General features: G+C 66.1%; 7 protein-coding genes. 6 read left to right on the forward strand and 1 reads right to left on the reverse strand.

Annotation, left to right across the window (positions count from 1 at the left end; all coding sequences use genetic code 11):
* Positions 1 to 55: 55 nt before the first annotated feature.
* The 3 genes from AC4PRM_RS00835 (at position 56) to AC4PRM_RS00845 (ending at position 6,237) form a co-directional block, all read left to right on the forward strand.
* The gene (locus AC4PRM_RS00835) at positions 56 to 2,113 is read left to right on the forward strand and encodes a glycoside hydrolase family 97 protein (protein ID WP_492038447.1); all 2,058 of its coding nucleotides are present in this window, start codon (positions 56 to 58) and stop codon (positions 2,111 to 2,113) included.
* 103 nt (positions 2,114 to 2,216) lie between these two features.
* Entirely contained in the window at positions 2,217 to 3,770 is a 1,554-nt protein-coding gene (locus AC4PRM_RS00840) for an MFS transporter (RefSeq protein ID WP_492038448.1), read from the forward strand.
* A 40-nt stretch (positions 3,771 to 3,810) separates the two neighbouring features.
* Positions 3,811 to 6,237 carry a glucan 1,4-alpha-glucosidase gene (locus AC4PRM_RS00845; RefSeq protein WP_492038449.1) on the forward strand — a complete coding sequence of 809 codons (2,427 nt, stop codon included), beginning with the start codon at positions 3,811 to 3,813 and terminating at the stop codon, positions 6,235 to 6,237.
* A 44-nt stretch (positions 6,238 to 6,281) separates the two neighbouring features.
* Here AC4PRM_RS00845 and AC4PRM_RS00850 read toward each other — a convergent pair whose 3' ends face one another.
* Complete coding sequence (locus AC4PRM_RS00850) at positions 6,282 to 9,635, reverse strand: amidohydrolase family protein (protein ID WP_492038450.1); 3,354 nt, start codon at positions 9,633 to 9,635, stop codon at positions 6,282 to 6,284.
* Between the two features lie 150 nt (positions 9,636 to 9,785).
* Between AC4PRM_RS00850 and AC4PRM_RS00855 the strand changes: the two genes are divergently transcribed.
* From AC4PRM_RS00855 to AC4PRM_RS00865, 3 genes are all read left to right on the forward strand, one after another.
* Positions 9,786 to 10,451, forward strand: coding sequence for a DUF305 domain-containing protein (locus tag AC4PRM_RS00855; RefSeq protein ID WP_492038451.1), 666 nt, complete (start codon positions 9,786 to 9,788; stop codon positions 10,449 to 10,451).
* A 26-nt stretch (positions 10,452 to 10,477) separates the two neighbouring features.
* Positions 10,478 to 12,316 (forward strand): LVIVD repeat-containing protein, encoded by a 1,839-nt coding sequence (locus AC4PRM_RS00860; protein ID WP_492038452.1) that lies wholly within the window; start codon positions 10,478 to 10,480, stop codon positions 12,314 to 12,316.
* A gap of 96 nt (positions 12,317 to 12,412) precedes the next feature.
* A complete protein-coding gene (locus AC4PRM_RS00865) occupies positions 12,413 to 12,664 on the forward strand; it encodes a hypothetical protein (protein ID WP_492038453.1) in 252 nt (83 codons plus the stop codon).
* Positions 12,665 to 12,686 lie beyond the last annotated feature (22 nt).

The following is a 12,686-nucleotide window of genomic DNA, read 5'->3' on the forward strand; positions in this document are numbered from 1 at the left end:
CTTCGCGCAAGCTTGGCAAGAGGCCTCGCCTCACAGCTGTAAGGAGCGTTCACCCATGCGGATTTCACTGCTCACCCTGGCGATCATCGCCATGGCGATCCCGTCGCTGGCGCGCGCCCAGGCGGCCGATGCGGTGCGCGTCTCCTCCCCAGAGGGCGTGCTGACCGTCGAGGTCGCGACCGACAATGACGGCCGCCCGACCTATGCCGTCAGCCGGCTGGGCCGCCCGGTCGTAGCGGCCTCGCGGCTCGGCTTCATCCTGACCGATCAGCCCAAGCTGGAACGCGGCCTGGTGCCGACAGCCTCGGCCCCGACCAGCTTTGACGAGACCTGGGAGCAGCCCTGGGGTGAGCGCCGCGAAATCCGCAACCGCTATAACGAGATGCGCGTCACCTTCACCGAACGTGCCGAGCCCAATCGCCGCTTCGACGTGGTTTTCCGCCTCTACGACGACGGTCTGGGCTTCCGTTACGAGTTCCCCGAACAGGCCAGCCTGTCTACGCTGAAGATCGCCTCCGAACTGACCGAGTTCAATCTTGTTGACCCCGGCGAGGCCTGGTGGATTCCGGCCTGGGAATGGAACCGGGAGGAATATCTCTACCACCGCACGCCGATCGACGGCGTAGGCTCCGCCCAGACCCCGATGACGGTTCGGACGGACAACGGGCTGCACGTTTCCATCCACGAGGCCGCCCTGACCGACTATGCGGGCATGAACCTGCGCCGGGCCGAGGGTCAGCGGTTCGCCGCCCAACTGACGCCCGGCTTCACCAATGCCGCCGTCGAACGCGCCGCCCCGTTCAACACCCCGTGGCGCACGCTCCAGATCACCGACACGGCGGGCGAACTGATCGAATCCAGCCTGATACTGAACCTCAATGAGCCCAACAAGCTGGGCGACGTCAGCTGGTTCAAGCCGATGAAATACGTCGGCATCTGGTGGGACATGCACCTGGAGACCCGCAGCTGGAACTCCGGTCCGAAGCACGGCGCGACCACCGAGTACACCAAGCGCCACATCGATTTCGCCGCCGAGCACGGCTTCGGTGGGGTGCTGGTCGAAGGCTGGAACGTCGGTTGGGACGGCAACTGGTTCGGTAACGGCTGGGACTACAGCTTCACCGAGGCCTATCCCGACTACGACCTGAAAGAGGTTACTGACTACGCTCGCGAGAAGGGCGTGATGATCATCGGCCACAATGAGACGGGCGGAAACGCCTATCACTATGAGCGCCAGATCGACGACGCCTTCGCCCTGTACGAACAGCTGGGCATCGGGGCGATCAAGACCGGCTATGTCGCCGACGCTGGCCAGGCTCGCGTCGCCGGCCCGGACGGTCAGCCGACCCTCGCCTGGCACGAGAGCCAGGCGATCAGCCGCCACGAGCTGAACGTCGTCGAGACCGCCGCCCGCCACCGCATCGCCGTCAACGCCCATGAGCCGATGAAGGACACGGGCCTGCGCCGCACCTATCCGAACATGATCAGCCGCGAGGGCGCGCGAGGCATGGAGTTCAGCGCCTGGGGCCAGCCCGGCAATCCGCCCGAGCATGAGCTGAACCTGATCTTCACCCGCCTGCTGGCCGGGCCTATGGACTACACGCCGGGCATCTTCGGCATGGAGACGCGTAGCCCCGACGGCATCGCCACGACCTGGGCCAAGCAGCTGGCGCTGTACGTGACCATCTACAGCCCGATCCAGATGGCGGCCGATGTCCTGGAAAACTACGAGGCCAACCCTGCCCCGTTCCAGTTCATCAAGGACGTGGCCGTCGACTGGGACGAAACCCATGTCCTGAATGGCGAGATCGGCGACTTCGTCACCATCGCGCGCAAGGAACGCGGCACCCGCGAGTGGTTCCTGGGCTCCATCACCGACGAGAACCCCCGTTCGCTTCAGGCCTCGCTCAGCTTCCTGGAACCCGGCGTCCGCTATCGCGCCGAGATCTATCGCGACGGCCCCAATGCCGACTGGCGCGACGGGAACGGCCGCAGCCGTACCGACATCGTCATTGAGCAGAAGACCGTGACGTCGGCGGACACCCTGCCCCTGAACCTCGCCCCCGGCGGCGGCCAGGCGATCCGGTTCGTGCCGCTGGGCAGAGGCCGGTGATGCTGTCGCCGAAGTCTCACGATCCGTCGTCGTTGTCGCCGAAATCGTCCTACGGGGCGTCGTCGAATTCTCCTCTCGCCGGCACCGGTCGGGAAGCCCTCGCATGACTCTGTCGGCGACCTTCCCGAGTGCCCGCCCCCGCCTGACGCGGCTGGCGATCTGGAACATGTGCGTCGGCTTTTTCGGCATCCAGATCGGCTTCGGCCTGCAGAACGCCAACACCAGCCGCATCTTCCAGACCCTGGGGGCCGAGGTCGACAGCTTGGCCATCCTGTGGATCGCCGCGCCCCTGACCGGCCTCATCGTCCAGCCGATCATCGGCCACTTCAGCGACAAGACGTGGGGCCGGCTGGGCCGTCGCCGGCCCTATTTCCTGTTCGGGGCCATCGCCACGACCATCGCCCTGGTCTTCATGCCCAACGCCCCCGTCCTCTGGATGGCGGCGGCGACGCTGTGGATCATGGACGCGGCGATCAATGTCACCATGGAGCCGTTCCGCGCCTTCGTCGGCGACAATCTGCCGGAGGAGCAGCGCGCCACCGGCTATGCGATGCAGAGCTTCTTCATCGGCACCGGCGCCGTCTTCGCTTCCTGCCTGCCGTGGCTGCTGACCCAGGGCGGTGTCGCCAATACCGCACCCGAGGGCATCGTCCCCGATAGCGTGCGGATCAGCTTCTACGTCGGCGCGGCCGCCATGCTGGTGGCCGTCCTCTGGACCGTCTTCTCGACAAAGGAATACAGTCCCGAACAGATCGACGCTTTCGAAGGCGCCCGCCCGTCGCCTCTGGCTGATCACGAACTTCGCCCCGCCGCCCGCTATCTGAATGGTGGCTTGATCTGGCTGGCCGTCGGCGCGCTCGCCTTCCTTGCCGTCTGGTTCGTGCGCGACCAGGCCGCGGCCCTGCCCGCCGACGTCGACGACTGGCGCAAGGCCGTCGGCAAGGAGCTGTATGTCCTGGCTGGCTTCGTCGCGGGTTTCGGCACGCTGCAACTGGTCGTCGCCGCCTTCCGCCGTGCCGCGAAATCCAACGGCCTGACCGAGATCCTGGACGACATGTTCGGCATGCCCGAGACCATGCGCGGCCTGGCCGTGGTCCAGTTCTTCAGCTGGTTCGCCCTGTTCGCCATGTGGATCTACACCACCGCCGCCGTCACCGCCGGCCATTTCGGCTCCAGCGACACGACCTCGGTGGCATATAACGAGGGCGCGGACTGGGTCGGCGTCCTGTTTGGCATCTACAACGGTGTCGCCGCCCTGGTCGCTTTCGCCCTGCCGGTGCTGGCCCGACGGGTCGGCAAGCGCGGGGCCCATGCGGTGGCCCTCACCATGGGCGGCCTCGGCCTGATCGGCATCTTCCTGATCCGCGACCCGCAGATGCTTTGGCTGCCGATGATCGGCGTCGGCATCGCCTGGGCCTCGATCGTGTCGATGCCCTACGCCATCCTGTCCAGCGTCGTGCCGGGCCGGAAAATGGGCGTCTATATGGGCGTCTTCAACATCTTCATCGTGGTGCCGCAACTGGTCGCCGCGACCCTGCTGGGCCTGATGCTGAACGCCCTGTTCCAGTCCCAAGCCATCTGGGCGCTGGTCGTCGGCGGCATCAGCTTCTTCATTGCCGCGGCCTTTGCGCTTCGGGTGCGCGAGGCCCGCCCATGAACTGTTCCACGCCCCTCCTCATTTCGCCGACCCTGTGAGCATGCCCATGACCAAGTCCCTGATCCTGGCCTCCGCCGCCACCCTGGCCCTGTGCGCCGCTCCCGCTCTGGCTCAGGACCAGGCCCGCATAGCCCCCGGCGCGCCCGGCGAGGCCCCGACCTGGGTCAATGCGGCCAAGACCGGAGCGGGCGCGTCCTATGAGGCCTATGTCGATGGTCGCTACGCCGACGGCGGCCCGACCGGTGACGTCAGCCGCGTCTGGTTCTCCCTCGCCGACGGGGTCCTGACCGAAACCATGTACGGCCTGATTCACGAGGCCCAGATCAAGCAGCTACGCTTTGCCGTCGTGACCGGAACCGGCCTGTCGGTCGAAGGGACGGACACCACAAGCCGAACGGAGTATCTGCACACCGATGCGAACGGTCGTCCGCTCTCGCCTGCTTACCGAGTCATCACCACGGACAACCAGGGCCGCTACGAGATCGAAAAGCGCATCTATACCGACCCGGACCAGCAATCGCTGGTCGTGCGGACAACGATCAAGGCGATGAGCGGCGAGATCACGCCCTACCTCCTGCTTGAGCCGCACATCGCCAACACGGGCGTCGGCGATAGGGGCTCGGTGGACGGAATCGGCTTCGATCCACAAACTCAAGTTGGCGAAGATGCCCCCCTGCGCGGGGCTTTTCACGCTTTCGAGGGTAACACCAACCTTGTCCTTTTGGCTGACGCTCCTTTTCACGCGAGCAGCGTTGGGTTCGTAGGCACATCCGATGGCCTACGCGACCTCGCTGACGGTCAATTGGACCAACGCTACACTACGACCGGCGACGCGGCAGGTAACATCATGCTGACGGGGCAAATGCGAAGACTTTCGGCCGGTGAAAGCGAAGGCCGCGACTTCGTCATCGGCTTCGGACCCAACGGGCGCGCAGCCACAGACGCTGCCCACAACACCTTCCGCACCGGCCTCGACACCGTCCTGGCCAACTTCAACGGCGAAGGATCCGCCGTCGGCTGGGAGGACTACATCGCCTCCCTCACCGATCTGCCCCGCATCGCCGAACAGTCCACCGACGGCGGCAAGCTGGCCTATGCCTCGGCCCTGATGCTGAAGGTGCAGGAGGATCGCACCCATGCCGGGGCCCTGATCGCCAGCCTGTCCAACCCATGGGGCGACACGGTCGATGCGACCAATCCCTCGACAGGCTACAAGGCGGTCTGGCCGCGGGACTTCTATCAGGTGGCCATGGCCATGCTGGCGCTGGGCGACACCGAGACGCCGCTGGCCGCCTTCCGCTACCTGCCGCAGGTGCAGGTCCGCGCCGACACGCCCGGAAATACCGGGGCCACCGGCTGGTTCCTGCAGAAGACCTGGGTCGACGGCACCATTGAATGGGTCGCGGTCCAGCTGGACCAGACCGCCATGCCCATCATGCTGGGTTACAAGCTCTGGAAGGCCGGTCTGGTCTCCGACGCCGAAATGGCCGGCATGTACACCCGCATGATCAAGCCCGCCGCCGACTTCCTCGTCGAGGGGGGCAAGCTGGGGCTGAACTGGAACGACCGCACCGTCACCCCGCCCTGGACCCAGCAGGAGCGGTGGGAGGAGCAGGAAGGCTACTCCCCCTCCACCACCGCCGCCGTGGTCGCGGGTCTGGTCACAGCCGCCGAGATCGCGCGGGCGTCCGGCGACACCGCATCCGCCGAACGCTACCTCGCCACCGCCGACGACTATGCGGGCAAGATCGAGAGCCGCATGTTCACGACCGAAGGCTCGCTGGGCGACGGCAAATATTTCGTGCGTATCACCCGCAACGAGGACCCCAACGACCGCGCGCCCATCGGTGAGGCCAATGCCCAGCAGGGCCTGCCGGAGGATCAGATCGTCGACGGCGGCTTTCTGGAATTGGTCCGCTATGGCGTTCGCCCGCCCTATGCCTCTTCCATCGTCGCCACCCTGCCCGAATATGACGACCAGACGCGCGAGGATCGGCTGCGGGTCCGCTATGACCTGAACGGTGTCCCGGCCTGGCGTCGCTATGGCAACGACGGCTATGGCGAGAATGTCGAGACCGGCAACGGCTATGGCGTCGGCGGCATGACCCCCGGCCAGCGCGGCCGGGTCTGGCCCTTCTTCACCGGCGAGCGCGGCCACTATGACCTGGCCGCCGTCCTGGCCGACACCTCCGGCAACGAGGGCTGGCGCGAATCCAGCCTGAACGGCATCCGCCTGCTGTATGTCCGCGGCATGGAATCCTTCGCCAACGGCGGCCTGCTGCTGCCGGAACAGGTCTGGGACGGCGTCGGCAATCCTACGGCCTATGACTACCAGCCCGGCCAGGGCACCAACTCGGCCACGCCGCTGGCCTGGACCCACGCGGAGTACATCAAGCTGCTGCGCTCGCTCGCCGACCGCAAGGTCTGGGACCGCTACGATCCGGTGGCCGAGCGCTACAGCCGATAGATCGAACTCTTCTCCCTCCCCATGAGGGGAGGGAGAATACTGCTTCAGTGACTGTCGTGGCCGTGGGTGTCGCTCTCGGTCGCCGTCGTCGACACCGCCTCGCCGTCCGCGCCCGAGAACCAGAACGGCTGACGGGGCCGCTGGCGCGGGGCGACTTCGTTCATGCCGCTGTCGTACACGCGGCCGTTGGCGATGGTGTAGGCGATGGCCGTGGTGTTCCGGATGTTGTCCAGCGGATTGGAGTTCAGCACCACCATGTCGGCCAGCTTGCCGACCTCCAGCGAGCCCAGGTCGCGGTCCAGACCCAGACCCCTGGCCCCGTTCAGCGTGCCGGCGCGGATGACCTCCAGCGGGGCCATGCCGCCCTGGGCCAGGCTCCACATCTCCCAGTGCGCGGCCAGGCCTTCGCGCTGGCCATGGGCCCCGATCTGGACGTTGACGCCCTCATTGGCCAGGCGGGTCGCCTCGCGCGCCACGGAGATGTGGTTCCACTCATTGTCCGGGGCAGTCACAGGGCGACGCGCCCGGGCGTCCAGCTGACGACGGGGGACATACTGGGTCAGGATCGGATCGTTCCAGACCTGGCTTTCCTGATACCAGTAGTTTTCGCCATAGCTGCCGCCATAGGCCACAACGATGGTCGGGTTGTAGGAGACATTCGTCTGGCGCCACAGCTGGTGCACGTCGTCATATAGCCGGGCCAGCGGGATCGAATGCTCGATCGTCGTGTGGCCGTCGATGATCATCGACATATTGTGCTGATACAGCGAGCCACCTTCCGGCACGACGGACATGTTCAGCTGGCGCGCCGCCTCGATAACCTGCTGACGCTGGTCGCGGCGCGGCTGGTTGTAGCTCTTGACGCTCCAGGCCCCGGCCGCCTGCATGCGGCGCAGAGTGGACAGGGCGTCGTCCAGGCTGTCGATCTTGGCCGTCGCCCCGCTGGTCGCGCCGTACAGGATGGTGCCGGTCGAGAAGATACGCGGGGCCACCACGCGCCCGGCCCGGGCCAGCTCGCTGTGGGCAAAGATCTCGCTGGTGTCGGCCGAGGGGTTGTGGATCGTCGTCACCCCGAAGGCCAGCGACGCATAGTTGACCCAGCTCTGCTCCGGGATGATCTCGTCCGAGCCCATCGCCCCGTGCCAGTGGCCATCGATGATGCCGGGCATGATGGTCTTGCCAGCCATGTCCATGACCGGAACGCCCGCTGGGACAGGGGTCGAGGCCGCGGGTCCGATGGCCTCGATCCGGTTGCCGTCGACGATGACGACCCCGTTCTCGATGACCTCGGTGCCGTTCATGGTGATCAGCTGCGCCCCGGTCAGGGCCATCCGACCCTGCGGCTTGTCGGCGTCTGCGGTGAAGCCGATGTCGATGCCGCGCTCGTCCGGCTTGGGCAACTCATCCGGAGCGCCTTCGACGAAGGTGAAGGCCTGGTTCAGGTCGCGGGTGAACAGCTCCGGCCCCAGCGACCATTGCAGCCGCTGTGAATCGCCGGACCAGCTCAGCCACTCGCCGGAATCGCGCGTGACCCGCGCCTGGGGCAGTGCCTTGCCGTCGGTGCTGACCGTGATCGGCCGCCCCGCCGCCACGAAGGGCGCGACATAGGCATTGAACCGCTCCGTCCAGCCAATCCAGCGGCCATCCGGCGAGATGGCGAACTCATTGGCCCATTCCGAGGTCAGGTGGGTCCGCTGGTCGGCACCGTCCAGGTTGACTGAGATCAGCGTCCGCTTGTCGCCGTCGCGCCCGGTCAGGAACAGGCGCTCGCCGTCCGCCCCGAACTGCGGGCCGACGCCCTCGTCGGTGATGCGCACGGCCTCCCCGCCCGAGGTCGCGACGCGATAGATGCCGGGATTGCGGCTCCACAGCGCGCTGGTCAAACCGCCGCCATCGACTGTGCGATAGACGATGGTCCGTCCATCCGGAGAGAAGGTCGGCTCGACATAATGGCCCGGGTTCTGCGTGACAACGCGACCCTCGCCGCCATTGGCCGACACCACCCGCACCGTGCCCAGGTCCTGGTCGTCCCAGGTTGTGTAGACAACCGACCGCCCGTCGCGGGACCACGAGGGATAAAGCTCGAAATGGTCGGACTGGCGCGTCAGGCGACGCGGTGTGCCGGTCGGCAGGTCGCGGATCCACAGATTGCCCAGCGCCTCGAACACCACGCGCGAGCCATCCGGCGACGGCTTGGCCCAGCGGATCATCTTCACGTCGAACTGGTCGGGAGCCACATCGACGACGGTGCGCACCGGTTCCTGGATGCGGCGCGTGTCGGCCACATGAAAGGGGATATCGGTGACTGCGCCCGAGGCGACCTCGACCCGCTGGATCCGGCCGTCGGCCCAGAAGACGATTGAGCGGTTGTCGGGCGTCCAGCTGATCGCCGGATAGACGCCGTGAATGGCCCAGGTTTCCTGAAGATCGCGATCCAGGCCCGAGAAGACCGGCGTTTCGCGCCCGGACTCGATGTCCATCACATACAGGACCGACTGGTACCGGACCCGCCGGATGAAGGCCAGCGAGCGGCCGTCCGGCGACGGCGTCGGGCGGATCGACCCGCCGGGGCCGGTCACATAGGGCTCGATCTCGCCGGTCTCGCGGTCCAGTCGGCGGATGATGTAGATCTGGCCGTTGACGTCCTTGGAGTATTCGAACGTGTTGCCCGGTGTGGCGTCGTCGCTGAAATAGACATAGCGGCCGTCAGGCGAGAAGGCAGGCTCGCCCGTGTCCTTCTGGGGCGTGCGGCGCTCGGTCATCTGCACCCCGCCACCGCCCGAGCGGTGATACATCCACAGCTCGCCGGCCCCCAGCGACCGGGCCGAGGTGAAGTGTTTGCGCCCGATCACGAACTCGCCGTCCGGCGACCACTCCGGCTGGTTCAGCAGGCGGAAGGTCTCCTTGGACACCTGGGTCGGGTTCGATCCGTCGGCGTCCATGATCCAGATGTTGTCGCCGCCCGCCCGGTCAGAGGTGAAGGCGATATAGCGCCCGTCCGGCGACCATTTCGGCTGCATGTCCCAGGCGATGCCGCTGGCGATGGCCCGCGCCTCCCCGCCCCCGATCGGCATCACATAGATGTCGCCCAGCAGGTCGAAGACCACGGTCTGGCCGTCCGGACTGACGTCCAGCGACATCCAGGTGCCGCGCGTCACGTCGATGAGAATGTCGCGTGAGGGTCCGGGCGGGGCCTGGACGTCCCATTTGGGTGCATTGTCATCCTTGGCTTCGGTCGAGGCGGCTGTAGCCGGGTCCGGCGTCGGCTCCGGCGTCGGCGCGGGTTGCGGAGCCTGGCTCCACGACGGCCCGGCGAACACCAGCGAGGCCACACCGGCCAGCAACAGACGCTTCATATCGATCATCCCCATGTCGTTGCGCATCGGCTGAGTGAACACGCCGTGTGCCTTGACCCGCAAAAGAGCATTCTTGCCGGAACGGAGTCCAGTCGGAACACGGATGATGATGGCGAGCTGATCGGGGCTTGCTCCCGGCGTCGCGGAATGCCTAAGTCGCGCCGCCTTAGCTTTTAGCGGAGTCGTTCGCGCGTGAAGTCCTGTCTGGGTGTCCTGCTGGCCGGTTTGATCGCGGCCCCGGCATGGGCGCAGTCTCCCCCTATCTTCAATCCCGGCGCTCCGGGCGCACCATCGCGCGTCATCAGCGCCGCAGAGGCCGTCGCGCTCAGCCGAACGACCTTCACCCTCGGCGATGTGCAGTTCATGCAGCATATGGTCGTCCACCACGGTCAGGCGGTCGAGATGGTAGAACTGCTGCGGGCCAAGGGTGCGGAACCCAAGGTCAAGCTGATGGGCGAACGCATCGCCCTGAGCCAGGAGGCCGAGATCGAGCTGATGCGCAACTGGCTGGCGGATCGAGGCCAGGCGCAGACCATGGACATTCATGCGAACCACGCAGGCATGAGCCATGCCGGCCATGCGGGACATTCCATGCCCGCCTCAGACACGCCGATCATGCCCGGCATGCTGTCGCCCGCCCAGATGCAGACCCTGGCAGCCGCGAGCGGTACGGATTTCGACCGGCTGTTTCTGCAAGGCATGATCCAGCATCATCAAGGCGCGCTCGACATGGTCGACGACCTGTTGGCCCAGCCCGATGCCGCGCAAGACCCGATGCTGTCCGACTTCGCCTCTTCTGTGGTGGCCGACCAGTCGGCGGAAATTCTGCGGATGCAGTCCTTATTGTCCGATCTCTAGAGCCCTCTTTCGAAAGCGCCGCCAACATGACCATCCGCCGCCCATTGCTCTCGTCTGCCGCCGCCCTGTGTTTGTTGATGGGGGCCGGCGTCGCCGCTGCCCAGGCCCCGGTTGCGGCCTCGCCCCAGACCATTCAGGCCGACGCGCGTTCGGCCCTGACCGGCGGCCTGCGAGATGCGGGCGAATCATCCTCCGGCCTGGCACTGGAACACGCCTTGGCACCGCCCCCCGGCTTCTTCGATCCTGAGGCCCTGATCCCTCTGCCTGGCAACGAAGAAGAGGCCCGCGCCTTTGCCGCCCGCATGCGCGACAATCCCCCGCGCTATGGTCTGCTCGCCCTGGCCAACAGCGACATGGCTGTGTCGGACGGCAAACTGTTCGTCGGCAATTTCAACGGCTTCAATGCCTATGATATCAGCTCGGGCGAGCCGAAGCTGGTCATGTCCGTCGTCTGCCCGGGTGGTCAGGGCGACGTCTCCGTGCATGGCAATCTGCTGTTCATGTCGGTCGAGCAGAACCGCGCCCGTCTGGACTGCGGTACGACCGAGGCCACTGGCGAGGTCAATGCGGAACGGTTTCGCGGCGTCCGCATCTTTGACATCAGCGACCTGAACGCCCCGCGTCAGATCGCGGCGGTCCAGACCTGCCGCGGGTCGCACACCCATACCCTGGTGCCGGATCCCCGCGACGCCAATGTGCTGTACATCTACAACTCGGCCACATCGGGCGTGCGCAAAACTGACGAACTGGGCATCTGCTCGGACGGCCAGCCGGACGCCAACGCGGAAACGGCCCTGTATTCCATCGACGTGATCAAGGTCCCGTTGGATGCCCCCGAAACCGCCGCCATCGTCAACCGGCCTCGTATCTTCGCGGATCGGGAGACCGGTCAGATCGCAGGCCTGTGGCAGGGCGGCAAGGCCGGTGTGTCGGGCCAGCGCACCGCCCAGACCAACCATTGCCACGATATCACCGTCTATCCGGAACTGAGCCTGGCTGCGGGCGCATGCAGCGGTAACGGCATTCTCCTGGATATCTCCGATCCCCAGAATCCGGCCCGCATCGACGACATCTTCGATGCCGATATGGCCTACTGGCACTCGGCCACCTTCAACAATGCGGGCGACAAGATCGTCTTCACCGATGAGTGGGGCGGCGGGACCAGCGCCCGTTGCCGCGCCGAGGACCCGGCCAACTGGGGAGCCAATCTGGTCGCCAATCTGAAGGACCGCCAACTGGAGGGACAGAGCTTCCACAAACTTCCGTCCGCCCAGGGTCGAACCGAGAACTGCGTGGCCCATAACGGCTCCATCATTCCGGTGCCCGGGCGCGACCTGATGGTTCAGGCCTGGTACCAGGGCGGGATCTCGATCATGGACTTCACCGACGCGGCCCGCCCCGTCGAGATCGCCTATTTCGACCGCGGTCCGATCAATCCCGAGCGTCTGGTCGTCGGCGGTTCATGGTCGGCCTACTGGTTCAACGGCCGCATCTATTCCAGCGAGATCGCCCGCGGTCTGGACGTGCTGAAACTGGTGCCGAGCGATCAGTTGTCCGCCGCCGAGATCGCCGTCGCCGAAGCCGTTATGGCCGAGGAGATCAACCCCCAGACCCAGCGGCGCATCTCCTGGTCTGACAGCCCCGAGGTTGCGCAGGTCTATCTGGACCAGTTGTCGCGCTCTGCCGCCGTCGATGCAGCCCTGCTCACGCAGGCCCGCACAGCGGTCGATCAGTGGGCGACGGGTGGGTCGGCCGCCTCGTCGGCCGAACTGATTGCGGCTCTGAATGCCGCCGCCGAGAAGGCTGCGGCACCGGATGCGGCGCGTATGAAGGCTCTGGCAGAACTTCTGCAACGCCGCGCTTGAGCCTGCTCACGACCGGATGACGCGATTGCGTTCGAGGCGCTGGAACCGACGGTTTCAGCGCCCGTTCTCAGCGCCTGATTTCGGAGTTCAGTGCGCGTGTTTTCCTACTTCTGCATCGTCAATACCCCCGGCAAGCCAGACAGCGAAATCAGCGTCCTGGCGGCTCGTGACGACATCTCGGCCCGGGTCGAGATGACGACTTTGGCGGACAAATGGCCGGGATACGAAACCATCTGCCTGTATCAGGGGGAACGGGCTGTCGCGGTGCTCGGCAACCCTCGCATGGGACTGGCTCTCGAGAGCGTGGTCGATGCGGAACTGGAAGCCGCGCTGGCCACTGCCGCCTGAACAGGGCTGGAATTGACTGCGT

The sequence above is a fragment of the Brevundimonas sp. DW-iso22 genome, from assembly GCF_058725425.1.

Excerpts from the sequence above, each read along its gene's own strand:
- AC4PRM_RS00835 (WP_492038447.1), top strand. The coding sequence starts at position 56 with ATGCGGATTTCACTGCTCACCCTGGCGATCATCGCCATGGCGATCCCG.
- AC4PRM_RS00840 (WP_492038448.1), top strand. The coding sequence starts at position 2,217 with ATGACTCTGTCGGCGACCTTCCCGAGTGCCCGCCCCCGCCTGACGCGG.
- AC4PRM_RS00845 (WP_492038449.1), top strand. The coding sequence starts at position 3,811 with ATGCCCATGACCAAGTCCCTGATCCTGGCCTCCGCCGCCACCCTGGCC.
- AC4PRM_RS00860 (WP_492038452.1), top strand. The coding sequence starts at position 10,478 with ATGACCATCCGCCGCCCATTGCTCTCGTCTGCCGCCGCCCTGTGTTTG.